The organism is Cytobacillus eiseniae (genome assembly GCF_017874625.1).
Lineage (GTDB): Bacteria > Bacillota > Bacilli > Bacillales > Cytobacillaceae > Cytobacillus > Cytobacillus eiseniae.
This window is the reverse complement of the sequence record NZ_JAGIKZ010000007.1, coordinates 1-24,656: the sequence shown is the minus strand read 5'-3', so window position 1 is coordinate 24,656 and position 24,656 is coordinate 1. Positions and strand designations below refer to the sequence as shown.

The 24,656-nt window shown below is 37.3% G+C and carries 27 protein-coding genes and 1 riboswitch; of the genes, 14 read left to right on the top strand and 13 right to left on the bottom strand.

What is annotated here, in order from left to right:
• Positions 1-124: 124 nt before the first annotated feature.
• A complete protein-coding gene (locus J2Z40_RS07950; protein WP_066392561.1) occupies positions 125-325 on the top strand; it encodes an alpha/beta-type small acid-soluble spore protein in 201 nt (66 codons plus the stop codon).
• 249 nt (positions 326-574) lie between these two features.
• Here J2Z40_RS07950 and J2Z40_RS07945 read toward each other — a convergent pair whose 3' ends face one another.
• The gene (locus tag J2Z40_RS07945; protein WP_066392559.1) at positions 575-925 is read right to left on the bottom strand and encodes a YlbF/YmcA family competence regulator; all 351 of its coding nucleotides are present in this window, start codon (positions 923-925) and stop codon (positions 575-577) included.
• A gap of 76 nt (positions 926-1,001) precedes the next feature.
• Positions 1,002-2,141, bottom strand: a complete 1,140-nt coding sequence (locus J2Z40_RS07940; protein ID WP_066392557.1) for a DUF445 domain-containing protein — start codon at positions 2,139-2,141, stop codon at positions 1,002-1,004.
• A gap of 104 nt (positions 2,142-2,245) precedes the next feature.
• On the opposite strand from J2Z40_RS07940, the gene J2Z40_RS07935 reads away from it, so the two are divergent.
• From J2Z40_RS07935 to J2Z40_RS07920, 4 genes are read left to right on the top strand one after another with little or no spacing between them, the layout of a single operon-like run.
• A complete protein-coding gene (locus J2Z40_RS07935; RefSeq protein WP_066392555.1) occupies positions 2,246-3,619 on the top strand; it encodes a YheC/YheD family endospore coat-associated protein in 1,374 nt (457 codons plus the stop codon).
• Positions 3,616-4,692: a YheC/YheD family endospore coat-associated protein gene (locus J2Z40_RS07930; RefSeq protein WP_066392553.1), complete on the top strand. Its 1,077-nt coding sequence runs from the start codon at positions 3,616-3,618 to the stop codon at positions 4,690-4,692. Before J2Z40_RS07935 ends, J2Z40_RS07930 begins: the two co-directional genes overlap by 4 nt.
• Entirely contained in the window at positions 4,689-6,050 is a 1,362-nt protein-coding gene (locus tag J2Z40_RS07925) for a YheC/YheD family protein (RefSeq protein ID WP_066392549.1), read from the top strand. Before J2Z40_RS07930 ends, J2Z40_RS07925 begins: the two co-directional genes overlap by 4 nt.
• Complete coding sequence (locus J2Z40_RS07920; RefSeq protein ID WP_083953854.1) at positions 6,047-7,102, top strand: YheC/YheD family endospore coat-associated protein; 1,056 nt, start codon at positions 6,047-6,049, stop codon at positions 7,100-7,102. Before J2Z40_RS07925 ends, J2Z40_RS07920 begins: the two co-directional genes overlap by 4 nt.
• A gap of 44 nt (positions 7,103-7,146) precedes the next feature.
• Here the strand turns inward: J2Z40_RS07920 and J2Z40_RS19990 are convergent, their stop codons facing one another.
• Positions 7,147-7,275, bottom strand: a complete 129-nt coding sequence (locus tag J2Z40_RS19990; protein ID WP_281064453.1) for a hypothetical protein — start codon at positions 7,273-7,275, stop codon at positions 7,147-7,149.
• A gap of 144 nt (positions 7,276-7,419) precedes the next feature.
• On the opposite strand from J2Z40_RS19990, the gene J2Z40_RS07915 reads away from it, so the two are divergent.
• Both J2Z40_RS07915 and J2Z40_RS07910 read left to right on the top strand, forming a co-directional pair.
• Positions 7,420-7,632 (top strand): YheE family protein, encoded by a 213-nt coding sequence (locus tag J2Z40_RS07915; RefSeq protein ID WP_066392546.1) that lies wholly within the window; start codon positions 7,420-7,422, stop codon positions 7,630-7,632.
• A gap of 56 nt (positions 7,633-7,688) precedes the next feature.
• Positions 7,689-7,874, top strand: a complete 186-nt coding sequence (locus J2Z40_RS07910; protein ID WP_180316771.1) for a hypothetical protein — start codon at positions 7,689-7,691, stop codon at positions 7,872-7,874.
• Between the two features lie 347 nt (positions 7,875-8,221).
• On the opposite strand, the gene J2Z40_RS07905 is transcribed toward J2Z40_RS07910, so the two are convergent.
• Entirely contained in the window at positions 8,222-8,464 is a 243-nt protein-coding gene (locus J2Z40_RS07905; RefSeq protein WP_066392538.1) for a hypothetical protein, read from the bottom strand.
• Positions 8,465-8,753: 289 nt separating this feature from the next.
• On the opposite strand from J2Z40_RS07905, the gene J2Z40_RS07900 reads away from it, so the two are divergent.
• A complete protein-coding gene (locus tag J2Z40_RS07900; RefSeq protein WP_066392535.1) occupies positions 8,754-8,966 on the top strand; it encodes an alpha/beta-type small acid-soluble spore protein in 213 nt (70 codons plus the stop codon).
• Positions 8,967-9,022: 56 nt separating this feature from the next.
• Here J2Z40_RS07900 and fumC read toward each other — a convergent pair whose 3' ends face one another.
• The 4 genes from fumC to J2Z40_RS07880 form a co-directional block, all read right to left on the bottom strand.
• Positions 9,023-10,396 (bottom strand): class II fumarate hydratase, encoded by a 1,374-nt coding sequence (fumC, locus tag J2Z40_RS07895; RefSeq protein ID WP_066392532.1) that lies wholly within the window; start codon positions 10,394-10,396, stop codon positions 9,023-9,025.
• Positions 10,397-10,686: 290 nt separating this feature from the next.
• Positions 10,687-11,001: a YbjQ family protein gene (locus J2Z40_RS07890; protein WP_066392529.1), complete on the bottom strand. Its 315-nt coding sequence runs from the start codon at positions 10,999-11,001 to the stop codon at positions 10,687-10,689.
• Positions 10,982-11,185: a hypothetical protein gene (locus J2Z40_RS07885; RefSeq protein ID WP_066392526.1), complete on the bottom strand. Its 204-nt coding sequence runs from the start codon at positions 11,183-11,185 to the stop codon at positions 10,982-10,984. Before J2Z40_RS07885 ends, J2Z40_RS07890 begins: the two co-directional genes overlap by 20 nt.
• On the bottom strand, positions 11,178-11,651 hold the full coding sequence (locus tag J2Z40_RS07880) for a helix-turn-helix transcriptional regulator (protein ID WP_066392523.1): 474 nt from the start codon (positions 11,649-11,651) through the stop codon (positions 11,178-11,180). Before J2Z40_RS07880 ends, J2Z40_RS07885 begins: the two co-directional genes overlap by 8 nt.
• 230 nt (positions 11,652-11,881) lie before the next feature.
• Between J2Z40_RS07880 and J2Z40_RS07875 the strand changes: the two genes are divergently transcribed.
• The 5 genes from J2Z40_RS07875 to J2Z40_RS07855 all read left to right on the top strand — a co-directional run bounded on the left by J2Z40_RS07875 (position 11,882) and on the right by J2Z40_RS07855 (position 17,374).
• Positions 11,882-13,009 carry a histidine kinase N-terminal domain-containing protein gene (locus J2Z40_RS07875; protein ID WP_066392520.1) on the top strand — a complete coding sequence of 376 codons (1,128 nt, stop codon included), beginning with the start codon at positions 11,882-11,884 and terminating at the stop codon, positions 13,007-13,009.
• A 305-nt stretch (positions 13,010-13,314) separates the two neighbouring features.
• Entirely contained in the window at positions 13,315-13,857 is a 543-nt protein-coding gene (locus J2Z40_RS07870) for a GNAT family N-acetyltransferase (RefSeq protein WP_066392517.1), read from the top strand.
• 221 nt (positions 13,858-14,078) lie between these two features.
• A complete protein-coding gene (locus tag J2Z40_RS07865; protein ID WP_066399144.1) occupies positions 14,079-15,386 on the top strand; it encodes a hemolysin family protein in 1,308 nt (435 codons plus the stop codon).
• A 180-nt stretch (positions 15,387-15,566) separates the two neighbouring features.
• Positions 15,567-15,968 carry a MerR family transcriptional regulator gene (locus J2Z40_RS19985; protein WP_083953853.1) on the top strand — a complete coding sequence of 134 codons (402 nt, stop codon included), beginning with the start codon at positions 15,567-15,569 and terminating at the stop codon, positions 15,966-15,968.
• A 59-nt stretch (positions 15,969-16,027) separates the two neighbouring features.
• Positions 16,028-17,374, top strand: a complete 1,347-nt coding sequence (locus tag J2Z40_RS07855; RefSeq protein ID WP_066392513.1) for a hemolysin family protein — start codon at positions 16,028-16,030, stop codon at positions 17,372-17,374.
• Between the two features lie 81 nt (positions 17,375-17,455).
• Here the strand turns inward: J2Z40_RS07855 and J2Z40_RS07850 are convergent, their stop codons facing one another.
• Together J2Z40_RS07850 and J2Z40_RS07845 are read right to left on the bottom strand one after the other, a co-directional pair.
• Positions 17,456-18,880: a sensor histidine kinase gene (locus J2Z40_RS07850; protein ID WP_066392511.1), complete on the bottom strand. Its 1,425-nt coding sequence runs from the start codon at positions 18,878-18,880 to the stop codon at positions 17,456-17,458.
• Positions 18,870-19,571, bottom strand: coding sequence for a response regulator transcription factor (locus J2Z40_RS07845; RefSeq protein ID WP_066392509.1), 702 nt, complete (start codon positions 19,569-19,571; stop codon positions 18,870-18,872). Before J2Z40_RS07845 ends, J2Z40_RS07850 begins: the two co-directional genes overlap by 11 nt.
• A gap of 390 nt (positions 19,572-19,961) precedes the next feature.
• Between J2Z40_RS07845 and J2Z40_RS07840 the strand changes: the two genes are divergently transcribed.
• Positions 19,962-20,594 (top strand): hypothetical protein, encoded by a 633-nt coding sequence (locus J2Z40_RS07840; RefSeq protein WP_066392507.1) that lies wholly within the window; start codon positions 19,962-19,964, stop codon positions 20,592-20,594.
• 35 nt (positions 20,595-20,629) lie between these two features.
• On the opposite strand, the gene J2Z40_RS07835 is transcribed toward J2Z40_RS07840, so the two are convergent.
• The 3 genes from J2Z40_RS07835 to J2Z40_RS07825 all read right to left on the bottom strand — a co-directional run bounded on the left by J2Z40_RS07835 (position 20,630) and on the right by J2Z40_RS07825 (position 24,056).
• On the bottom strand, positions 20,630-21,925 hold the full coding sequence (locus J2Z40_RS07835) for an NCS2 family permease (protein WP_066392505.1): 1,296 nt from the start codon (positions 21,923-21,925) through the stop codon (positions 20,630-20,632).
• A 295-nt stretch (positions 21,926-22,220) separates the two neighbouring features.
• Positions 22,221-22,322, bottom strand: a riboswitch (purine riboswitch).
• 419 nt (positions 22,323-22,741) lie between these two features.
• Positions 22,742-23,671, bottom strand: coding sequence for a cyclic di-GMP-binding domain-containing protein, MshE-related (locus tag J2Z40_RS07830; protein ID WP_066392503.1), 930 nt, complete (start codon positions 23,669-23,671; stop codon positions 22,742-22,744).
• Positions 23,664-24,056 (bottom strand): response regulator, encoded by a 393-nt coding sequence (locus tag J2Z40_RS07825; protein ID WP_066392501.1) that lies wholly within the window; start codon positions 24,054-24,056, stop codon positions 23,664-23,666. The genes J2Z40_RS07830 and J2Z40_RS07825 overlap by 8 nt, the downstream gene beginning before the upstream one ends.
• Positions 24,057-24,656: the final 600 nt, after the last annotated feature.

Genomic DNA, 24,656 nt, shown 5'->3' with positions numbered 1-24,656 from the left:
CAACAATGTTTCCGAAAACAGCCTTTGTTTATGAAAAAATTACCATTATAAACAACGTATAGATAGTGTTATTGAATTAAATAATAGAAATGTTTCAACTAAAACATCAAAGGAGATGATTTACATGGCAAGTAACAACAGTTCAAATCAGCTTTTAGTACCAGGAGTTTCTCAAGCACTTGATCAAATGAAGGTAGAAATCGCATCAGAATTTGGCGTAAATCTTGGCCCAGAAACATCTTCAAGAGCAAATGGTTCAGTTGGTGGAGAAATTACGAAACGTCTCGTTCAAATGGCTGAGCAACAGCTTGGCGGGCGATTTTAAATTAGAAAAGCAGTAGCGAATTGGTCATCACCGTACAAACTGGAAGGTTCACGACTGAGATAAAGAAACATGGTGAGCTTGAGCGATACCGTGCTTGACTTATCGCAAGAAAAGGAACTAAAGTTTGCTAGGTGATAGGCGCTAAAGCTACACAGTAAGCAATGGCAAAAGTTAATTCATTCACATACTTATTCAAAATGAAAAACAACCACTTCTCCAGTCAAGAAGTGGTTGTTTTTCTGCTACTCATTATTCTACTGAACCGTAAAGTTCTTCAAGTGGCTTCATAATAATTTTGTTCATTTCAGCAATGATCATGCTCATACGCTGTTCAGCATCCATTAAGTTAGAAATCTTTGCATTTTGTTGTACAAGTGCAACCGATTTTTGCGCCTGCATAACTTCTTCTTCTGAAATATCTTCGCCCATCATTTGTTTCTGCTGCAGCTGCATTTGGATATTGCGGAAATTATCGAACATGCCTTTCGCTGAGTCGTCCGCATTCACCTCATCATATGCTTGCTTTAAATTTTTGTATTCTTCGCTTTGTCGTACAGCTTTTTCAAGCTCGTAAGCTGAATCATATAGGTTTACTGACATATTTTACACTCCTTTATTTTCCATAGAATGTTTACACTATAACAAACTATGTGCAGGAATGCGAGAAATGACCGATTTAATTCATTACAATCGCAAGCATCCCTTGAATGAATCCAATTGCCCCTCCAAGTAATGCGCCTAAGAAAGTAATCATTTTTAATTCTCTATTGATAATCGTCAAGACCATTTCCTCGAGCTGTTCGACTGAGAAATTCTCTACTTGCTGACGAACGATTTCTTGCAGACGAAGCCTCTCCATTAAAACATCCATTCGGTCAGCAAGGAAATCAACGAAAAGCCCAACAGCCTTAGGTGCTATTGTATCAACTAATTCAGTGCGGAATGAGGCCGTTAATTGTGATAAAGGTGTTTGGAATAATTGCTCCAAGCCAAGCAATTTAGTTGCACTGCCTTTGATCATCTCTAGTAGTTCCTCTTTTTTAAATTGTTCCTCGATCTTTGCTACTTCCCATTCAAGCACTTTTTCCCATTCCGTTTTAAGTAGCGTCGTAATCATTTCTTCCGTTCCGTCATTGCTTAGAAACTTAATAATTTCCGGTTGAATTTTATCAGCGAGATTGATATTGCCTAAAAACATTTGCATCATATTTCCAAGCACACCGCTTCTTTCATTCAGAAAATCATCTGCCATTCTTTGAATTCGCAGCTTTCCTTCTAGACTAGAGAAATAATCCCTTCCTTTTTGAAGAATAAATTGGCTAACAACAGGAATTTTCGCTTCTAACTTTTCCAATAAATGGGGTGGAAGGATTTCCTCTATTTGTTGATGTCGATATTTTTCAAGCAAGCTTTCATATTTCTTCTCAATTAATGCGTGAATACGCGTTTCTGCTTTCAAATGAGCATCTGTCACCTCAAAAATAGCAAGCAGCTCAGCTGGTGTCTTTTCTGTTGCAAGAAAATTCCCCAGTTCCTTCTGTACAAAACCTGTCATCTCTTTTTGAAAGCCTTCATTAAGGAATTTCTTCTTAATCCCTTCTGACGTTAATAAATGGCGAGTGACAACCTTTCCCATTTGTTCTGCAAGCTCATCCCGCCTTTTTGGGATCAAACCTGGAGTAAAAGGTACTCTCCATTTGCCAATATACAATGTTTTATATGGCCGAAAGAGCATTTTAATTGCTACAAAGTTTGTAAAACCTCCAATAATTGCACCAATGATCATCATCAATATAATCGTTATTGCCGTTTGCATACATTTAACCTCTACCTTCTATGTGGGCTTACCGCACAAATTTATCCTTTTTACATACGATACTATATCAGCTTTCGCCTATTCAATCAAAATGGGGAATGTTCATGACCAATTCATTACTACCAATTACGATTATTCCAGTGCAAATGTTTCAATATCTTGATGAACGGATTCGAATCAGCCATTCCCTCATCAACTATTGGGAGATCGATACGAAGAAGCCCATCCGGATTACCGTTGGTGGCAAACATGTAATTACACATGTGGAAGCTGCTTCCATTACAAAAAATGAAATGTATGTAGATAAAGAACTATTCCAAGACTTATCTCTACCCATTCAAGAAGGCCAATGGATTGTTAGCTATTCCCATCAAGAACATTCACTTCATATCGGACCAATCATTGGATTATTAACTAATGTTAGCATGACAGAAAACGGTCCTAATTTCCATTCTATTCATTCCTTTTGTGAAGAGCTACATGAGCTGATCACTGAAATTGGTGGTCTATTCTATGTTTTTCAATTAAATGATTTCTCTGATAGAAAGATTGAGGGTTACTATTTAAAAGATGAACAGTGGGAGAAGCGAACAGTTCCCTACCCTGATGTCATTTATAATCGTATACATTCTCGCAAGTTCGAAGCAAGTCCTGCTTTCCAGTCTTTTAAAACGACACTTCTATCCAAAAGAATCGCGATGTTTAATGATCAATTTTTATCAAAGGATTATGTACACGACTTGCTATTTAAAGAAGATTATATGCATCCCTATCTTCCTGAAACGAAGATGCTTACAGCACAAACACTTGATGCCATGCTGAAAAAATACAATTCGGTGTTTATTAAACCAATTAACGGCAGTCAAGGGCGAAATATTATGAAGCTTTCAAAAGTGGAAGAACGTGTTCATGTCATTCGGTCGACAGGTGGAGGAAGGGATTATTCACAAAGCTATCATCTTGATCAGCAGCTATACAGCAAATTAACGCCTTCATTAAGAGGAAAAATATATTTAATTCAACAAGCAATCCCTTTGCTGGAATATAAAAACAGGCAGCTTGATTTTCGCGTTCTTTGCCATAAAAACTTAGCGAATATGTGGAAGGCGACTTCAGCAGTCGCAAGAATCTCTGCTGACAAGCAATTTGTTTCCAATATTGCAAGAGGTGGGGAATTAATGAAGCCTATAAAGCTTCTTACTCAAATATCTGATCGAGAGACTGCAATTCAACAACTCATATTAATGAAGGAGCTCGCTATGGAAACAGCGATGTTAGTGAGTAGAAATGTGGATGGCTTTTTTGGAGAGCTTGGCATTGATATTGGTATGGACCATGATGGAAAACTTTGGATTATCGAAGTCAATTCAAAGCCTTCAAAAAGTTTTGAGGAGGACGCAAGAAAAATTCGTCCGTCAGCAAAAGCCTTACTGGAGTATTGTACTTTTTTATCATTTTCATGGAGGAGAGAACAATGAATGCATTCGGAATCATAACCTTAAATATGGAGCATGAGTCAATTTATTTTTATGAGATCGCTAAAAGGGCATATACACTTGATATGACATGCTTCCGTTTTCTCCCCTCCTCCATTTGTCCACTCACGGAAATGGTTACTGGAGATCAGTTCAATCCAACAACAATGAGTTGGGAAGAATGTAAATTTCCATTGCCAGACATTCTTTATGATCGGTGTTTCTATGGTGAAGATTCCGCTTCTAAACGATGTATGGCTATTATGAAATGGCTGAAAACAAGAAAAGATCTCCACTTTCTTGGGATTGGCCTCCCGAATAAATTAGCGTTATATCAAGCATTGGCCACTTCTGAGTTGTCACCCTATTTGCTTCCCTCCAAACCCATTTTATCTGGGGAAAGTTTAATTCAAGAATTAGTTCCACTAAAGCCTGTAATGATTAAACCAGTTAATGGCTCACAAGGCAGAGGGATTTATTATTTGAAGAAACAACAAAATGAAGTCATTGTACAAACGGATAAACAGGAAAAACAGATCATGCGAACATTCAAGAATGAACAATCAGCGGAAAACTGGCTGAATCAACTTCTACAAGATCATACGTATCTCGTTCAAGCATATGAAGAGCTTCGAAATAATGAAGATTGCCCTTTTGATATTCGAATTTTGCTGCAAAAAGATGAAAATGGACAGTGGTCAGAAGTTGTTCGAGGCGTTCGATATGGGCAAAAGGGTGGAATTATTTCTAATTTAAGTGCAGGTGGAGAAATTTCCTCCTTTCAATTATGGATACAAGCGCTCCCATTAGAAAAGCGCCAATTTATTCATAATGAAATCGATGAAATTATCGTTACATTACCGAAAATCTTAGAGCAACATTTTCCTCCTCTCTTTGAGATTGGTCTAGACATTGGCATGAATAAAGACGGCGCATTATGGGTGCTAGATATTAATTCAAAGCCAGGCAGAAAAGTAGCTTTGGCCCTCCATCCAGAAAAGAGTGATCAATTATATGCCGCTCCCCTTCAATATGGAAAAAGATTGCTTCAAATGGAAAGGAGTTATCAGCCGTGAAAAAGCAAATTCAAATAGAAATAAGCGAGGATACAACCCAGAAGGTCCTTATACCAAAGGGATTTCTTTCAAAAACAAAATTAACGAAAATTTCCTTTGGTTCACTTTCACAAGAGGTTGTCATTGACCGTCATGAACGACATTCGCTCATGTTAAGCAAAGATATCGCAGAACAGCTTAAATTCCCTAATTTCTCCATTCCCCTTCATCTTTTTGTGAACAATGATACACTATATATTGGCCCGCTAGTCGGAATATTCACATCTGGATTTACCCCCTTTCAAATGCGGCCAATTGGAGAAAGAAGTCTCTTCTTCTCTAAGCTGCTTTCCGTGAAAAAATCGGTTGGAGCTCTTCCATTTGTCTTTGGAGAACAGCATATCGACTGGGAACGGGGCGTAATTAATGGACTCTTCTATCATCATGATGGATGGGAGACATATGAAGTGCCCTTTCCTAATGTGATTTATGATCGGCTGCCCAATCGAAAAAGCGAGCGACAGAAACAACTAAAGCTTGTCAAAGAACGATTACAGACAGAATATATGATTCCATGGTATAATCCAGGATTTTTCAATAAATTAGATATTAATGAACGATTGCTTCAAAACGAAGAGATTGCTCACTACTTACCAGAAACATATGAATTCAGCTCTTTTTCTGAAATAGAAAAAATGCTAGCTGATTATGGGCATGTTTTTATTAAGCCAATGAATGGCAGCTCTGGACTAGGGATTCACCAAATTCTTTATGATCGTTTCGAGGGGGATTATTACTGCCGCTTCCGTAATCAAACGGGAGACAATAAACTGTTAAAGTTTCCTAGCTTAGAGTCATTAATGAGTCATATCTTTGCCGAAAGAAAATTAAATAAAATGCTTGTCCAGCAAGGCATTCATTTAATTCGCTCGGATAAACGACCGATCGACTTTAGAGTTCATACGAATAAAGATGAAAATGGAGAATGGATTGTCACAGCGATTGCTGCAAAGCTGGCTGGCCCTGGAAGTGTTACGACCCATGTGAATAATGGTGGCGTAATTAAAACATTGGCAGAGCTCTTTCCTATCCCTGAAGAACAAAAAGAGATGGAAGAAAAATTAACTACTGCCGCACTTAAAATTAGTCAAGCATTGGAAGCGAATATGGAAGGGATTATTGGGGAAATTGGCTTTGATCTTGGGCTTGATCGATTGGGAAATGTATGGCTTTTTGAAGCAAATTCAAAACCAGGCCGATCGATTTTCAAGAATCCTCAGCTAAAAGATTTCGACTTCCTCACTCGTAAGCTTTCACTTGCCTTTTCTGTCTATTTAACGGAAAAAGTGATTACACGTCCTGAGGAAATGTTCAAATGAAGGCAATCACTGATTTGCATTCACATAATGGTCCAATCATTGGGATTTTAGCGGGCAAAGGGAAAAACAATTCAATTATTGGCAATGGGCCATTTTTTAAAGAGCTGCAAAAGGAATTGCTGCGAAACGGCGGATTATCCGTCGTTTTCTCACCATTAGATATGAATAATACACAGATTAATGGATTATTCTATTCACCTGAAAAGGATCATTGGATTCCAGTCATCTGCCCCCTCCCTCATCTTGTATTTAATCGTGTACCGTCCCGTAAGCTTGAAGCAACCCATTCATTCCAGCAAGCCTATGCCTTTTTCCAACGTAAGAAGATCCCCTTTTTCAATCCTGGTTTTCTCAATAAATCTACGCTTTCAACGATTTTATCGAAAGACCCTATTTTGCGATCGCTTTTACCTGACACAATGATGATGAATAAGGAAAGGGACTTTTACCAATTTTTCAATAAGCATAAGAAGATTTATTTAAAGCCGGTGCATGGGTCGAAAGGAAAGGGAATTTTTACATTAGACCAACAGGAGGAGCATATCCAACTATCAAGCGCTGACAATAGGCAGCAATTTAACGACATCCAAAGCTTTTGGAATGAATGGAATGAAAAACAATTACAGTTGCAGTATATTGCTCAAGAAGCAATTGACCCTGCCCTTCTCAATGGAAAGCGATATGATTTTCGTGTGCTTGTTCATTTCAGTGAAAAAGGATATCAAGTGATTGGAACGGGCATTCGTCAGTCTAGAGATAATGAAATTACGACCCATATTCCAAATGGCGGCTGTCTTGTTCCCTATTCAGCTGTTCAAACAAAAGAGCATGACCAATTTCTTGCACTTATTGCTGAGCGATCGGGAAAGCTCCTAACGGAAGAAAAGGGTTTTTTTGGTGAGTTTTCCATTGATGCTGGCCTATCATCATCAGGGAAATATGTTCTTTACGAAATAAATGCAAAGCCCATGCGTTTTGACGAGGAACATATTGAACATGCCCGTATCCAATCTCTTTGCAAACTGTTTTTGAAAATGGCTACAGATGATTGAAAATTTGCCCAGAATCCAATAACTGGTCTCTGGGCAAAAAAACTTTATCTTCTTTTAGATGTTTCTCCAAGAGCAAGGAATTGATTTTTTATTTTTTCACGTGATTTATTATTTCTCAATAAATAGGCAGCACCTAAGGCTATCGCCGTCATCGCTATATTTCCTCTTTTCATTCGAATCCCTCCTACATATTAACCGTACTCTTATCTTTTTCCCTTATTAAACGAAAAAAACACTGGATAAATCATGCTAATTATATTTGAATGTGTTGGGTTACTCGACAAAAACAAGTAAAATAAGAGCAAGGGGGTAGAGAGATGCTAACACATTTTCAATACAAAAAATTATATGAAAACACCCAAATACCAGGATGGAATTTTTCCTTTTATTTTAAAAAGCAGAAATTTAATGGAATCTACCATCAAAATGGAAAAATCGAATGGACTTCATCCACTCCAAATGCGGAGGATGAAGTGAAAGTAATTGAACAAATCCATGAGCTCATGCTTTTTCATGTATATGACCATTAATATGTAGCTGTATGTTTTCCTGCCTTCATGCGTAAAGTAACACAAAAGGAGGTAGGATGATGGATAAAGACAAGCATACAGAGGATTCACAATATGAAGGCAGAGACTCCGTCTATCTTGATATTGACCGTATGATAAATGAAGGAATGTCGGGCGGATCTGTCCATATGCGTGAAGAAAAGACAAATATTGAAGAAGCAAGAGATCTTATAGAAGAGGAACCGCCTCATCAGATTGAATAGACCAAAAAAACGTCCCGATACAATTACGTACGGGACTTTTTTTAGGCTATTTTTTAAAAGATTGTTGCTTTTGAATCAAATGTTTTGCCAATTAAGTCGGTTGATTGGAGTGGAAGGTAGCGAGATCCCGAAAATGCTGTCGCATTTCCTTCGTTCGGTGTGAATTCTAAGAAGCCTACTCAATGTCCTGCGGAATGCGTGGGACAGCTGAGACCTAAGCAGGAGCGGATGCTCCGAGGAGACTAAAGCGGACCACCCCGCGGAAAGGGAGCACACGTGCGCGGAAATCAACCTTTACCAATTATGTGTAAAATAGCAACAATGTTTACGAAAACAGCCTTTTTTTATTATTCTTTAATAAATACAATCCTGTCGCTGTTACAATAATTGCATTTTAATAAATGTGGACACTCTTCATTTGAGAAATCAGATGCATATCCATCTTCAAGTTTCATTTGGTCGATCGGCATGTATGCACTATAATCATCGTAGTAATCCATGATCCGACCTTGATCGATTAAATCCCCACTACATGAAGCACAGCGAGCATGTATTTCTTGGAATCCATTGCAAATCGGACAAATTGCCATCCTCTCAGCTCCATTCTCTTAAAATGAAACCCATTCTGATTCATACTTATATCGTTCGTTTCTTTCTCTATCGTTATGTATTCATCATTAGGAAACAATTGCCATGAACAACAATGGAATATTAATTTGGAAATCAAACATAATAGAGAGTACAAACAGCAAAACACAGCTTCAACTTCTTACACACACCGATGGGTTAGACCAATAAGAGGTAGCAAGAAACCTTGCACCGGTGCAAATCCGGATAACCCAACCATATCAAAAAAAATCATGAGGAGATGAAGAAGAAATGGCAAACCAATCAAACAGCAATTCCTCAAATCAACTTTTAGTACCGGGAGTAGCACAAGCACTAGACCAAATGAAGTATGAAATTGCAAACGAATTTGGTGTAAACTTAGGTGCAGATACGACTTCTCGTGCAAACGGATCTGTAGGTGGAGAAATTACTAAGCGCCTTGTACAAATGGCTGAACAGCAATTAGGCGGATATAATCAATAATGACAACTGAATAAATATGGCTTTGGCCCCCTTCATTGGGGGCCATTTTATATTGACTATACCATCTTACTAGGGTTTACCCATTCCTCATACTGTTCATCCGTAATATACCCCGTTGCTAACGCTGCTTCCTTTAAGCTTGAATTGTTCTTAAAGGCAAGCTTCGCAATTTCTGCTGCTTTCTCATAACCGATATATGGGTTCAATGCGGTAACAAGCATGAGCGATTGATCCACATAGTCTTTAATCACCTCTTCATTCGCCTCTAGCCCTTTCATGCAGTGCTCATTAAAGGAATTCATTCCATCTGTTAAAAGCTGCACACTTTGAATAAAATTATAAATAATGACTGGCTTGAACACATTCAGCTCAAAGTTCCCCTGACTAGCTGCAAATCCAATTGTTGCATCATTTCCGAAGACCTGGCAGGCAATCATCGTTAATGCCTCACTCTGTGTTGGATTCACTTTCCCAGGCATAATAGAGCTCCCTGGTTCATTAGCTGGAATCGTAAGCTCACCAATTCCACTTCTTGGTCCACTCGCTAGCCATCTTACATCATTTGCAATCTTCATGAGATCTGCTGCCAATGCCTTCATAGCACCATGAACATGAACGATTTCATCATGGCTTGTTAACGCATGAAATTTATTGCTGGCAGACTGGAAGGCGAAGCCTGTTTGATTCGATAGTTCCTTTGCCACCTCTGTTCCAAAAGCATCATCTGCATTTATTCCCGTTCCTACAGCTGTTCCCCCAATCGCTAAATCAAGCAAATACGCGACTGCGTCCGTAAGCATACGTTCATCTTTTTCAAGCATCGCTCGCCAGCCACTAATCTCTTGGCCTAAAGTAAGTGGAGTTGCATCCTGCAAATGGGTTCTGCCAATTTTAATAATATGTTTGTATGCTTCCTCTTTCTCTTGAATAACGTTTTTTAGCTTTTGGAGAGCAGGAATTAGTTTCTCTGCCACTTCTGTATATGCGGCAATATGCATGGCAGTTGGGAAAGTGTCATTGGAGCTTTGAGACATATTTACATCATCATTCGGGTGAATTTCTAAATCCGATCCATTCAATTGCTCATTTGCTTTTCTAGCAATCACTTCATTTACATTCATATTTGTCTGCGTACCGCTTCCAGTCTGCCAGACAGAAAGTGGAAAATGATGATTAAGCTTCCCTTGCAACACTTCCTCCGCTGCCATTACAATGGCTGCCTTTTTTCGTTCAGTTAATTTGCCTAATTTGTGATTGACGATGGCTGCTGCTCTCTTTACATTGGCTAATCCATAAACGACCTCCAATGGCATTTTCTCGAGACCAATCTTGAAATTCTGTTTGCTTCTTTCCGTTTGTGCACCCCAAAGCATCTCGACAGGCACTTTCACTTCACCAAGTGTATCTTTTTCAATCCGAAAATTATTCATACATGGCCCTCCTAAGAACATATTGACTCACTATATTCTATTCCCTATATGCTCAATAAATATAAAAAAAAACTGCATGCATAATGCAAGCAGTTTTAGTAATTATTTATTGTGTATCCAATAAAGTATCCAAGAACCATAATACTGGCAATGACAAAAGTAACAGAAAGCAATTCCATGATGAAGCCCCCTAACAAATGAGTTTATACTTAAAAAATAACATATAAGTTAGCGGATACTTCTTCAATTTGTGACAAAAGAGTGACTAATTTATGACTTTTCTACGTTAATTATTCTACAACGACCGCCGTTCCATAAGCAATAATTTCTGCTGCATTTTGCATAACAGCAGATGTCTGTAAGCGCATCCCTATAATCGCATTTGCACCTTTTTGTTTTGCATCCTCTGCCATTCGCCCAATTGCCTTTTGTCTTGCCTCATCCATCATTTCGGTGTATTCACCAATCTCACCGCCAACAATTGTCTTTAAACCAGCCAAAATATCCTTTCCGATATGCTTTGTTTGAACTGTACTTCCTCTCACAAATCCTTTCAATTCTTTAATCTCTTTCCCATACACATTCTCAGTAGTTACGATAATCATTCCGATCATCCTCCTCTTTCTCTTTCTTACGTTCCAATAATAATATGACAAAAATTCCAATCATTAGTACAGCATACCCTACGTAAAATACGATCGCGGCCTTTATATTAATAAATAATAATATAATCGCTAGAACCTGCCCAATACTAGCAACTAGCAGAAATATCCGTTTTAATTTATTCATTTCTCCCTTTTCCTTTTTCTTTCGCCATTTCTATTAACCGTTCTTTAGACGCCACTTCATCAAAGCTACTAAAAATACGAAAATGGTCTTCATCAATAATCCTGAAATGCTGACTAATAATATTTTGCTGCAGGAGCAGCCCATTCTTCTTTTCGACTCCCTTCCACCAAATTTTCCCACCCATCGTTTTTTGCTTCCGGTAGTCGATATCCTCAAAGGCGATTGTTTCCAACACCTCTAATGGTTCATTCCCAAATAAAAAGCGAACTGTCTCTGTCTCGCGAAATAGTGCACAAATGGCAACGACTGTAGACCAATTCGCATTTGCACGTCCCTTTTCTATTTGAACAAGTGTTTTCTTGGATATACCGATAATTTCGGCCATTTTATCTTGTGTATATCCTGCTTCAGTTCGAATTAGACGAAGCTTTTCCGATACCTTCGAGATAATTTCATCGCGTGTCAAATCAACTTTCATCCCTTTTGTGTATTTTTACACTTTATTTTCTATTATAAAAGACTTACGGGAAATAGTACAACTGAAAATCATCAGCTAACAGACAAGCCTCCATTTCGACAAAAAACGTATAGGCTCGAAGTCCTGTTTTTTCTATTTCCTTTAAATTAATAAAGGAAATTAGCAAATAAGATCGAAGTTTATCTAAAAAGAATATTCTTATCATAGTGGAGGTTTATATGGTTACAAGTACAACCGAAAATATCGTTGATTTTTTACTCGCAGGAAAAGAACAAATATTAAATGAGTGGAAGGATAATATTCTGATCACAACTGATGATCCATTTAAAGACAGAATGGAGGAAAATGGGGAGGTCTTGTTTTATCTAGTCTTACAAAGTCTTACTGTTAAAACAGATAAACTAGAAGGAATCATTCGAAACTTTTCCATTTCCATTGCTGACCAACGAGTAAAAGCTGGTGGGAATATTGGCGAATTTGTATACAATGTAAATTTAGGGCGAAGAATTATCCAAAACTATATAAAGGGAATGAATACCTCCTTACAGCAACTCCAATTTTACTTGGAACAAATCCATTATTGCTTAGACCAATATCTTTATTATTCTGTCACATGCTATAGTGATGTCAAAAATCAAATCATTGAGGAAAAAACAAAATTTATTGATACAAGTCATAAAGATCGCCTAACATTACTTGGACAAATGACTTCGAGCTTTATCCACGAATTTAGAAATCCGCTGACATCTATTCAAGGATTTATACAGCTACTTAAATCGGAAAATCCGCAAATGAAATATTTAGATATCATTTCCATTGAATTGCAGCAATTAAATTTTCGAATTTCACAATTTCTACTTTTATCAAAAAAGGAATTAATCGGCAAAGAAAAATTAACTTTTTCCTTAAATGAGTTAATTGAAGAAGTATTAGTATTCTTATACCCAAGTATTCTCGACGGACAAGTGAAAATTGTGAAGGATATAGAGGAGACTATTTTTCTGCACGGATATGCTGATGAAATTCGTCAAGTGCTTATCAATATAATTTTTAATGCAATTGATGTATTAAATACAAGTACACGCAATCCATTAATTGAAATAAAGCTAAAATCTTGCACCAATGGCAAAATTACACTTGAAATTGCCAACAATGGTCCAATGATTCCACCCCATCTTATTAACACCATTTTCGAGCCATTCGTAACAACAAAAAAGCTGGGCACTGGGCTAGGCCTATTCGTTTGTCGAGAAATTATCGAAAAACACAAAGGGAATTTAGATTGTACTACAAGGGAAAAGTTAACGGTTTTTAGCATTAGCCTTCCAATCGCTCATACACAATAGTATTTTGCTGACTCATAACAATAGTTGGGTCGGCTTTTTTTAATTATTGGCTTCTTTTTGCGATTTACTGACTCTTCTTCTGATTTATTTATCAGGCAATTCATTCGATTTATCGGCTGCTTCTTACGATTTATCGATCATTTCAGCCAATTTACCGGCTACTTGCCTTAACGACAAGCTTGTTACAGACGTTTAACGCATGCTTCTTTCATTGAATTTCACTATTTGTAGAAAAATTCTGTATACATATTCAGGCTTTCCATTTAACATATAGAAATAATTACATTCAGATAGGAGCTATCATGATGTTTACTTTAAAGGTTGATCAGGAAATCGAACTACAATTATTTCAATTGCATCATTCGGAGGAGCTTTATCAATTAGTTGATGTTAATCGCAATCATTTAAGCCAATGGCTGCCATGGGTTGATAGCATGAGCTCCCCCATCCAATACCATTCCATCATCCCTTCTTGGCTTAAACAATTTGCCGATAATAATGGATTTAATACAGGCATTCGCTACAATGGTGTACTCGTCGGTTCCATTGGCTTCCACCAAATGGACTGGAATAATCGTCAAACGAGTATCGGCTATTATCTTGCAGAAGGCTATGAAGGAAAAGGAATTATGACGAGGAGCGTTCAAGCGCTCATCAACTACGCTTTCTTAGACCTTAACCTTAATCGAATAGAAATTCGCTGTGGAATCGAAAATAAGAAAAGTCGTGCGATTCCAGAAAGATTAGGTTTCACACAAGAAGGCATCATCCGAGAAGGGGAATTTCTATATAATCATTACCATGATTTAGCTGTCTATAGCATACTTGCTAAGGATTGGAAAAATTAACAAAAAGCAGTCTCCTGACTGCTTTTTGCTATTTTCTTCATTAAGAATCTTGCACTTTTCAATGTTGAGCATAAGCGAACTCCCCCCTCTAGTTAGCTCTCCTTATGCAGGTGAATGCGATCTTAGGCGTAACTAATTTTCATATACTAAAAAGTGGGATTTGCGGGAAAAGTATTGGGTAATGGAGGTGACTATGCCTTACAAATATTGTGGGGATTGCTATGATACTCAATTTATTTCTGCTTATTCTGTTAATCGCATGTACCGCATTTTTTGTTGCTTCAGAGTTTGCCATGGTGAAGGTTCGTTTATCCCGGATTGATCAGTTAGTTGCTGAAGGGAATGTTCAAGCCCTTACTGCGAGAAAAGTGGTCACAAATCTCGATGAATATTTATCTGCCTGTCAGCTTGGTATCACAATTACAGCGCTCGGATTAGGCTGGCTTGGGGAACCAACCATTGCACAGCTTTTCCAGCCGATATTTAGAAGATTAGAACTCCAGCCTTCCCTTTCTTCTGTTCTTTCTTTTATCATCGCTTTCTCGGTCGTCACCTTTTTACATGTTGTTATCGGTGAGCTCGCGCCGAAAACATTTGCTATTCATAAAGCCGAGCAGATTACTTTAAATTTTGCGAAACCATTAATTTGGTTTTATAAACTTATGTTCCCTTTTATCTGGATATTGAATAACTCCGCACAATTTATCACTCGATTATTCGGCTTAAAGCCCGTTTCTGAACAAGAACTGGCCCTTTCTGAAGAAGAATTGCGAATTATTCTTTCGGAAAGCTTAAAAAGCGGAGAAATCAATCCGTCTGAATATAAGTATGTGGATCGTATATTTGAGTTTGATAATCGAATTGCGAAGGAAATCATGGTTCCACGTACAGAAATCGTCAGTTTAGATAAGAATGCATCTCTTTCTAAAGTGCTTGAAACCATCCTGAATGAAAGATACACAAGATATCCAGTCATCATTGATGGAGACAAGGACAATGTTCTTGGTTTAATTAATGTAAAGGAAATTCTTACGGATTGTATTCGAAAAAAATGTGCAGAAGAAAAGCCCATTTTAAACTATATTAAACCAATTATTCGCGTCATGGAATCGATTCCAATCGATGATCTCCTCCTAAAAATGCAAAAGGAACGGTCTCATATGGCTATTTTGCTCGATGAATACGGTGGCACCGCGGGACTTGTTACTGCAGAAGATATTCTCGAAGAAATTGTTGGAGAAATTCGTGATGAATTTGATACCGACGAACTCCCACTTGTACAAAAAATAAATAAGGATCATTATATTTTAGATGCAAAACTGCTCATTTCAGAAGTGAATGACTTACTTGGAACTGCATTAAAGCAAGATGATGTTGATACGCTTGGCGGTTGGATTCTTACACAAAAGTTTGATATACAACAAGGCGATTCCATTATCCAGGAAGGTTATGAATTTATTATTCAACAAATTGAAGGCCATCATATTTTTTACATTGAAGTGAAAAAAGAAAAGCCAGAGGAAAAATGACTTTGTAGAAAAATACAAAGTCATTTTTTCTAAAAATTCTGATTCTTAATAAAGGAATGATCTAATAAAATAGAAATGAAGCATTCACTCGAAGTATTACGTTTGACTGTATGGTTTGGATTGACATATAATAATAAATATATAGAATAATTGGGGTGATACCATGGGGCAGTTTATCGAATTGGCGAATTAGCTTCGATTGCTAAATTATCGAAAAGAACGATTGATTATTATACAAATATCGGCCTCATTCAAGCACATCGTACGAAATCAAATTATCGTATGTATTCAGAAGACGTACTTTCTGATCTGCGATTTATTGAAGAATGCAAGCATATGCATCTTCCATTAGATGAGATTAAGAGAAAGCTAGAATTGAAGTCAAAAACGAATATGAACACAGGGGAAGTTGAAAAACAAGTTGATGTAGTGACCATGCATATGAAACAGCTTCACAATGAAATTTCTGTTCTATTGCCGCTCATTCACCATCTTGATCAAAAACAAATGAGCGATCTTTCAAAGAAGCTTAATTATGAAAGCTCCACATTAATTCAATCCCTTGCTAGTTTAAACAGTTAAAATTTTTCACATTATCAGGAGGTGACACCTTACCCGATACTCGGGATAAGGGAACTTATTTGGACATATTAAACTTGGTTATCATAGCCATTTTAATTGCTTTAACGGCATTTTTTGTGACTTCAGAGTTTGCGATCGTAAAGATAAGAAGCTCAAGAATTGACCAGTTAATTGAAGAAGGCAATAAAAGTGCAATCCCGGCAAAAAAAGTAATAAGTCATTTGGATGAGTACTTATCTGCTTGTCAATTAGGGATCACGATTACTGCCCTTGGAATTGGGTGGCTTGGAGAACCGACGATAGCACATATGCTGCGTCCGTTGTTTGAACAACTGAACATTCCAAGCTCAGCCACTCAAATTCTTTCAATTGGTATTGCTTTTGCTTTCATTACATTTTTACACGTAGTTGTCGGGGAATTGGCGCCAAAGACACTTGCCATTCAAAAAGCAGAGTTAGTTACCTTGCTAACAGCTCGCCCATTGATCTTTTTCTACAAAATGATGTATCCATTTATTTGGGCATTAAATGGATCTGCAAGATTTCTAACAGGCTTATTTGGCTTAAAGCCTGCTTCCGAACACGAGCTTGCACACTCTGAAGAAGAATTACGAATTATCCTGTCTGAAAGCTATGAAAGTGGCGAAATCAACCAATCAGAGTTTAAGTATGTAAATAAAATCTTTGAATTTGATAACCGAATTGCAAAAGAAATTATGGTCCCAAGAACAGAGATTGTATCATTCTCAAAGAATGATACACTTGAAAGCTTCTTACAAACTGTCTATGAGGAGAAATTTACACGTTATCCAATTATTGATGGGGATAAAGACCATATCATCGGTTTAGTTAATATTAAAGAAGTAATGACAGATTTAATAAAAAATAGAGACATCACAACTAATACGTTACATTCCTATACAAGACCGATTATTCGTGTCATTGATACAATTCCAGTGCATGATCTCCTTCTAAAAATGCAAAAGGAAAGAATTCATATGGCTATATTAATGGATGAATATGGTGGAACATCTGGACTTGTAACGGTTGAAGATATTCTTGAGGAAATTGTTGGGGAAATCCGTGATGAGTTCGATATGGATGAAGTACCTGAGGTTCGAAAAATAAAAGAAGACCACTATATTTTCGATTCAAAAATGCTCGTAAGTGAGGTAAGTGATCTACTGGGCATATCTATTGATGATGAAGATGTGGATACAATTGGTGGTTGGATTTTAACCGAAAATTATGAAGCAAAGCAAGGAGATATTATTCATTTCGATTCCTTTGCTTTCAAAATAATTGATATGGAAGAACATCATATCAAATATATCGAAGTCACAAAAATACAAGAAATGGATACACCACAACCGCAAATGCCAATGACAGAAACTCAGGTTGTTTAACAAAAAAATGATCCTATGAAAAAGGAGTACCAAATTTGGTACTCCTTTCATTCTCTTCTATCTTCCAACTTATTTAGACAGTTAGTTAATCTCTTCCTCTACACTGTTCGGCAGACGAATAGTAAACTTCGTTCCTTTTCCTTTTTCACTCGTTACCGCAATTTCACCCTCATGCAATTGTACAAGCTGTTTAACAATTGACAGACCAATGCCGAATTCACCATATGGCTGAGTTGTCCTTGATAAATCTGCCTTATAGAAGCGAACCCAAATCGATTCTATTTCCTCTGGATTGATCCCTACACCTGTATCTTCAATTTCGATAATCGTACTCGTTTCATCCCTTTTCCCCTTCAGGAAAATTTGACCATTATCTGTAAACTGAATCGCATTCTTAACAATATTTACGATAATCTGTACGAGTCGGTCATAATCTGCATAAACGATAATTTCCTCATGACAGTCGATTGTAAGATGATTATTTTTTTCTAACGCCTGCAGATGGAGCTGTTCCTCGACTACTTCAAAAATATCAATTAATTCCATATTCATTTTGTTTAATTTGAGCTGATTCGAACGAATTTTTTCATAATCCAGATTTTCATTGACTAGTCGAATGAGCCGCTTCGCTTCACGATCGATTAAGACCATTCCCTTTTCAATATCGTCTTCTGGGATTAAATGATCTTTAATCCCTTCTGCAAGGCCGCTAATCGTTGTTAATGGTGTTCTCATTTCATGAGATACGTCTGCAATGAATTTTCTCCTTCTATTCTCCAAACGCTCAATTTCTTCATTCGAATCCTTTAACTTTTCAGCCATTTTATTAAAATCAGCTGCTAGCTCACCAATTTCATCTTGATATTTATCAGGAACATGGACATCATAATTCCCTGCTGTAATCATCGATGTGGCATTACGAATCGAGCGAATTCTTATCGTAAAGCTTTTTGAGAAAACTAAACTAATTAGAATTGATGCAGTGAGAGCGATCACAATTGTATATAATAAGAAGCGGTTTAATTGCTTAATCATATCCAATGCACCAGTAATCGGTGATAATAATAAAATTCCGCCAGACAGCTTATCCCCTTGCATGAAAGGCATGGCAACAAGCGTCACCTCTTGACCAAATCGTTTAATATCATGTTTCACTGATACGCGCTTCCCCTTGGCGATTTGCTCCCACTCTGATTTCGTCAGCTGGATGAGCGGTGCACTTTGTAATTGGGGATAAATTACCTTCCCTTCATAGTTAAAGAGAATATATTGAATATGCCTTGTCTCAAGAATCTGGCTATACTCATCTAAAAAACTTTCCGTCCCATCCACTCGGATCGTAATATCCGTTAAGATTTGTTCACCATAATCATTCAATTCATCGACTTTATTTTGAAAAATATAGTTTTCAACAAATTGTGCGAAAGAGAGACTTAAAATGAGAAAAGCAAGGATTAGAATACTAATTTGACTAACAAGCAGCTGATAAAAAAATTTAACCTTCATTATTTACTTCCGTTTCATCAAATTTATAGCCTATGCCCCATACCGTTTGAATGTATGGCTGATCCGGTGTCCCTATTTTCCTTCTTAATCGCTTAATATGAACATCCACCGTTCTTTCATCTCCATAAAACTCATAGCCCCATACACGATCTAATAATTGCTCACGTGAAAAAACTTGCTTCGGATTTTTCACAAAATAATAAAGCAAATCAAATTCCTTTGGCGTTAAATTTCCAAGCACCTGACCTTTATAGATCACCTCACGTGAATCCTTGCTTATACTGAAATATTGGCTAGTAATCGTGTTGCTATCTTCTTTTTCAACAGCTTCCATTTGATATCGTCTTGTCACGGCCTTTATTCTTGCCATAAGTGTTAACGGACTAAAAGGCTTTGTCACATAATCATCTGCACCCATTTCAAGTCCAAGCACTTGATCTGATTCACTATCCTTTGCAGTAAGCATAATAATTGGCACCTGGCTTAAATCCCGTATTTTACGACAAAGCGTCACACCATCCATAATGGGAAGCATCCAATCCACAATAATAAGATCCCATTTTTCTCTATTAAATCGGTCAAATCCATCCTGACCGTTATGTACGAACACACCTTCATATCCTTCTTTAATAAAAAACATTTCTAGCATTGAGCAAACACTATCATTATCTTCCACAACTAGAATTTTCATCTTACACCATCCCTACTAAGAACTACTATAACTATTATTTAAACGAACCACACACGATATTTCAATAAAAACCTCTTTTTTTGACTTTTTTCTAAAAGATTATGGTTATTAGCTAAGACTTGCGAATGATCATGTTGCAAAATTGGTCTGATTGAATGGAGTGGAAATCAACCTTTCCAGCAATAGTTTAATGAACAAATATTAGAAAGGCGCTTGATTGGAGCAACCTCATGCAGAAATAATCTTTACCAAAATTATGTGTAATATAGCAACAATGTTTGCGAGAACAGCCTTTTTATAGATTAGCCAAATTTTCCCTCATTTGTTTTTCATTTCTGGGCATGCTAAGCATGTTGCTAAACGATAACATATTGAAGGAGCGTGCAAAAAATGAAGAAACTGTGGATGACTAGTACCCTTATTTTCTTATTAATAGGGTCCATATTCACCTTTACACCTAACCAATCATTTGCCGAGGAAACTTCCTCTGAAAAAGGGGAGAAGGGGCATCCCCATCACTTTATAGACGAGGCAGAATTTCAACGACTAGTAGATGATGGCTACACAAAGAAGGAAATCATCAGAGCAGCTCATATTGCCAAATATGCAGATAAAAAGATCGATGATGTCCTAAAAATATATAAAGAAAATAATTCATCTTGGGAAAAAACAGCCGAGCATTTTGGCATAAATACGGAAGAAATGAAAAAGAAATGCCATGAGCATAAGGAAAAATTCCTTGAAGAGCATAAAGAGGATGTCATCGAAAATGTAGCCGAATATTCAGGAAAGACGGAAGCTGAAATTGAGTCTTGGAATAAAGATGGGGTCTCATTAGGCTTTATTGTCGGAGGAGCAGCCATGGCAAAGGCAAGCAATAATGACTTAGCCGATTTAATTAAACAAAAGAAAGCTGGACAATCATTTAAAGAAATCAAGAAAAGCCTCAATCTTGATAAAGAAGCATTCCATGCAGAAATGAAAGTATTAATGAAACAAATCAAAAAAGATATTAAAGACTAGAATGAAAACCACCTTAATTGGTGGTTTTCTTCATTCTATGAAAGATAAATAAAATAGCCGATAAAGGCAATACAGAGTGCATACATGATCGGATGAATCGCTTTTGGCTTTCCTAAAGCAAGCATCGTTACAGGGTAGAGAATAAAGCCTAAAGCAATACCTGTAGCAACACTATAGGTTAGCGGCATCATCAGAATCGTCACAAAAGCTGGAATGGCAATTTCAATCTTGCTCCAGTCAATTTGTTTTACCTCCATCGCCATTAATGCCCCTACAATAATCAGTGCTGGTGAAGTCACCTCTGCTGTAATCACACCTAATAATGGGGAGAAAAACAACGCAACCGCAAAACAGCCTGAAATAATAACCGAAGTAAATCCAGTTCGTCCTCCAGCAGCAATCCCAGCATTTGATTCAATCATTGAGGCAGTAGTAGACGTTCCTAATACGGCACCAACCACAGTCGCACTCGAATCTGCAAGTAAGGCTCTTCCAGCGTTAGGAATTTCATTATTCTTCATGATTCCTGCTTGGCTAGCAATCGCAATTAAAGCCCCTGCTGTGTCAAAAAATGCAACAAAAAGGAAGGTAAAAATGACGGCAATCATTTCGGGTGTAAAGATTTGATCAAGATGTAAGAACACCTCACCAAATGTAGGTGCCATACTTGGAATGGCCCCTATAATCTGATTGGGCCGATCAATGATTCCGATTACCATTCCGATAATAGTCGAGATGGCCATCCCATAGAAAATAGCCCCATTCACTTTTCGAACCATAAGGATAATCGTCAAAATAAAGCAGAAAATAGCTAATAATGTGGCCGAAGATTTCAAATTCCCAATCGAAACAAATGTTGCTTCATTGCCAACAATTAGTCCAGCATTCTTTAATCCGATAAAGGCGATAAAGAAACCAATCCCAGCACCAATCGCATGCTTTAAATCCTTTGGTATCACATTAATAATTTTTTCTCGAATCTTTAATAGACTCAAAATCACAAAGAGAATACCTGAAACAAAAACACCAGTTAACGCTGTTTGCCAAGGAATACCCATCCCAATACAAACGGAGAAGGTAAAAAAGGAATTTAACCCCATACTTGGTGCAATCCCAATTGGATAATTAGCTAATAGGCCAATTAATAATGAACCGATAATTGCTGACAATGCAGTTGCAGAAAAAACAGCCCCTTTATCCATTCCCGCTTGACTTAATATAATTGGATTAACGACTAATATATAGGCCATCGATAAAAAAGTCGTAATTCCAGCCATTGTCTCTTGTCTATAGTTTGTTCCCCTAAGTTGGAATTGAAAAAATTGTGACATGCTTTGATCCCCTTCTAAAAAATAGTTAATTATATGTTACTATTCCCTATCAAGAGCGTCCTACTTTCGAAAAAAAAGAAAAGCTCAGAAGCGCCTTGATTAGCAATTAGGAACAGGTACTTTCTCGTTGACTTAGTTGGTCAAAGAGATAACATGTTCATACATAGCTAGGCGCTCTGAGCTCTATAAATAGACTTATTGTTATTTTGGTATCAATCACAAAAAGCTTCGCAATAAGCGAAGCCACCAAAAGTTGCACAAGAGAAATGATTATTCACTAGTTTAATAGTAAAAAAATAATTCATTCTTCCCATGTAGTCAAGCTATTTACGGCAGCTCGGTAGAAACGTCCAGTCCATATTACTGAACATATACAGGTAAATATGTTTCCAATATAATTTTCACTATTTTATCAAAGGAAGATCGATAGCGTCAATTTAACAATTAATTCTGTTATTTACTAAAGGCTGTTTTCGCAAACATTGTTGCTATTTTACACATGATTTTGGTAAAGGTTGATTTCCACTCCAGGTTGCTCCCTTTCCGCGGGGTAGGCGCTGAGCCTCCTCGTCGCTCACGCTCCTGCGGGGTCTCAGCTGTCCTACGCATCCCGCAGGACATTGAATTGGCTCCTTAGAATTCACACCGCACGAAGGAAATGCGACAGCATTTTCGAGGATCTCGCACCTTCCGTTCCAATCAACCGACCTACTTGGTAAACAATTCATTCTAACAACTATTTTAAAAACAACAATCTTTTTGAAAAGAGCCTTACTAAAAAATGAATTAGGATGGATCTTCGGTTTTTTAGATTTTTTATCCTACTTGATTTCCTCTCTTTTCATTTGCTGCAGCAACAAGCTCTGGCGAGTATGCAACAAGTAGTTGGAAATTCCCTTTTGAAGTATGGATGGACACACAGAGGCTATTATCCTCAGGTAAAGAAACGGTACGAGCCTTTTCAACTTGCTGTGGCTTCATATTCAGCTCAATCCCTTTATTGGACATATTTACAAGGAAAATGCCATTATGTAAATTTAAAAATTCACTAACAGATGCTTTTGCTAATTCATCCACTTCTGTTAAAGTCTCTTCAGCATAAATGGATGCTAATTGTAGAAATACATTTTCATCCGCAGCAATCGCTGTCCATAGCATCTTTTCCCCAGTAACTTCTTGAGAAACAATCCAATCTGTTTCGCTCCTTTGTGCATATGGAAGTGCCTGAACAAACACTTGATCATCAATAAAACGAATCATATTTTTAACAAATAAGGATAAGTATTGCGTATATACATCTTTGTCAGGATGATTAATTTCAAGAAGACTTTCAATGATTGTATCAATATCTCCATTTTTAATCGCCTCAAATTTCTCATCAGACAGACTATGTAATTGCTTATACTCATTTAAAGCATTCGTAAATGCGTCCATCGTCATATAGCCTTGATCGACAATTGCTTGTGCCAAAATTAAATAATTCTTCTTTTGTGCAGATAGCATGTACGATACTTGCTCTTCTGTTAATAAGCCAAGCTCCACAGCAATCTCGCCAAATCGCTTATCCTGCTGTTTTTGCTTTTCATGAATTTCCTCTACTTGACTCGAAGTAAGAAATCCTTCGTCAACCGCAATAACTCCAAACTTAACATAGGTAGTTTTTTGCAGTTCAAGTGCCTGTTTTAGCTGTTCTGCCGTTAATTTTCCATTGTTCAGTAAATAATGACCAAAATATTGACTAAACATGGGCGTTCTCCTCCACTTCTTTGATCACTTTATCTATGATCGCAGCTACAGCTTCTAGAGTAATCGGCTTTTGAATGAAATCATATGCCCCAAGATCTAACGCCTTTTTCAAATGAGATTGTGTTCCAGCAGAAGAGGCCATGACAACTTTGATCTTTGAATTCTCTTTCATAATTTCTTCTAAAGCCTCAAGTCCATCCTTATTTGGCATAACGATATCCATAAAGATGAGATCCGGCTTCATTTCCTTCGCCTTTTCAATTGCTGCAGCACCGTCTTCAGCCTCATCAATCTGACTAATCTTACAAACTTCTAATGTATTTCTTAGTTTTTTTCTAATTAAAGCAGAATCATCGCAAATTAACACCTTTACTTGCTTCGGCATTTCTCCTCACTCCTCATAAAGTAATCGAGCATAGGTTAAAAGTTCTACATTTTATGACAATATCCCTGCTAATCACTTGAAAAACTTATGAATAATTGACGATGCAGTTACTAATCTATTAGTTCTATTAGACTAGCATTTGCTTTGAGAAAATTATTAAGGGGTTATGAGAAATATTTTGGAGGATTGTTTAAAGAACTGACATAATTGCTTGATGATGGACTTTGCATTTGCTTTCACACTGCGTTTTGTCCGTCATCAACGCTATGATGGACTTTCCCTCTGCTTTCACACCGCGTTTTGTCCATCATCAATGCTATGATGGACTTTGCATTTGCTTTCACACCGCGTTTTGTCCATCATCAACGCTATGATGGACTTTGCATTTGCTTTCACACCGCGTTTTGTCCATCATCAATGCTATGATGGACTTTGCATTTGCTTTCACACCGCGTTTTGTCCGTCATCAACGCTATGATGGACTTTCCCTCTGCTTTCACACCTAGTTTTGTCCATCATCAACGCTATGATGGACTTTGCATTTGCTTTCACACCGCGTTTTGTCCATCATCAATGCTATGATGGACTTTGCATTTGCTT

Coding starts and splice junctions, on each gene's coding strand:
- J2Z40_RS19990 (WP_281064453.1), bottom strand. CDS start 7,275: ATGAAAAGAGGAAATATAGCGATGACGGCGATAGCCTTAGGTGCTGCC.
- J2Z40_RS07845 (WP_066392509.1), bottom strand. CDS start 19,571: ATGAAAATTCTAGTTGTGGAAGATAATGATAGTGTTTGCTCAATGCTA.
- J2Z40_RS07935 (WP_066392555.1), top strand. CDS start 2,246: ATGACCAATTCATTACTACCAATTACGATTATTCCAGTGCAAATGTTT.
- J2Z40_RS07865 (WP_066399144.1), top strand. CDS start 14,079: ATGATACTCAATTTATTTCTGCTTATTCTGTTAATCGCATGTACCGCA.
- J2Z40_RS07945 (WP_066392559.1), bottom strand. CDS start 925: ATGTCAGTAAACCTATATGATTCAGCTTACGAGCTTGAAAAAGCTGTA.
- J2Z40_RS07905 (WP_066392538.1), bottom strand. CDS start 8,464: ATGGCAATTTGTCCGATTTGCAATGGATTCCAAGAAATACATGCTCGC.
- J2Z40_RS07825 (WP_066392501.1), bottom strand. CDS start 24,056: ATGCCGAAGCAAGTAAAGGTGTTAATTTGCGATGATTCTGCTTTAATT.
- J2Z40_RS07840 (WP_066392507.1), top strand. CDS start 19,962: ATGAAGAAACTGTGGATGACTAGTACCCTTATTTTCTTATTAATAGGG.
- J2Z40_RS07875 (WP_066392520.1), top strand. CDS start 11,882: ATGGTTACAAGTACAACCGAAAATATCGTTGATTTTTTACTCGCAGGA.
- J2Z40_RS07890 (WP_066392529.1), bottom strand. CDS start 11,001: ATGATTATCGTAACTACTGAGAATGTGTATGGGAAAGAGATTAAAGAA.
- J2Z40_RS07885 (WP_066392526.1), bottom strand. CDS start 11,185: ATGAATAAATTAAAACGGATATTTCTGCTAGTTGCTAGTATTGGGCAG.
- J2Z40_RS07870 (WP_066392517.1), top strand. CDS start 13,315: ATGTTTACTTTAAAGGTTGATCAGGAAATCGAACTACAATTATTTCAA.
- J2Z40_RS07835 (WP_066392505.1), bottom strand. CDS start 21,925: ATGTCACAATTTTTTCAATTCCAACTTAGGGGAACAAACTATAGACAA.
- J2Z40_RS07930 (WP_066392553.1), top strand. CDS start 3,616: ATGAATGCATTCGGAATCATAACCTTAAATATGGAGCATGAGTCAATT.
- J2Z40_RS07950 (WP_066392561.1), top strand. CDS start 125: ATGGCAAGTAACAACAGTTCAAATCAGCTTTTAGTACCAGGAGTTTCT.
- J2Z40_RS07910 (WP_180316771.1), top strand. CDS start 7,689: ATGATGGATAAAGACAAGCATACAGAGGATTCACAATATGAAGGCAGA.
- J2Z40_RS07940 (WP_066392557.1), bottom strand. CDS start 2,141: ATGCAAACGGCAATAACGATTATATTGATGATGATCATTGGTGCAATT.
- J2Z40_RS07850 (WP_066392511.1), bottom strand. CDS start 18,880: ATGAAGGTTAAATTTTTTTATCAGCTGCTTGTTAGTCAAATTAGTATT.
- J2Z40_RS07830 (WP_066392503.1), bottom strand. CDS start 23,671: ATGTTTAGTCAATATTTTGGTCATTATTTACTGAACAATGGAAAATTA.
- J2Z40_RS07915 (WP_066392546.1), top strand. CDS start 7,420: ATGCTAACACATTTTCAATACAAAAAATTATATGAAAACACCCAAATA.
- J2Z40_RS07920 (WP_083953854.1), top strand. CDS start 6,047: ATGAAGGCAATCACTGATTTGCATTCACATAATGGTCCAATCATTGGG.
- fumC (WP_066392532.1), bottom strand. CDS start 10,396: ATGAATAATTTTCGGATTGAAAAAGATACACTTGGTGAAGTGAAAGTG.
- J2Z40_RS07900 (WP_066392535.1), top strand. CDS start 8,754: ATGGCAAACCAATCAAACAGCAATTCCTCAAATCAACTTTTAGTACCG.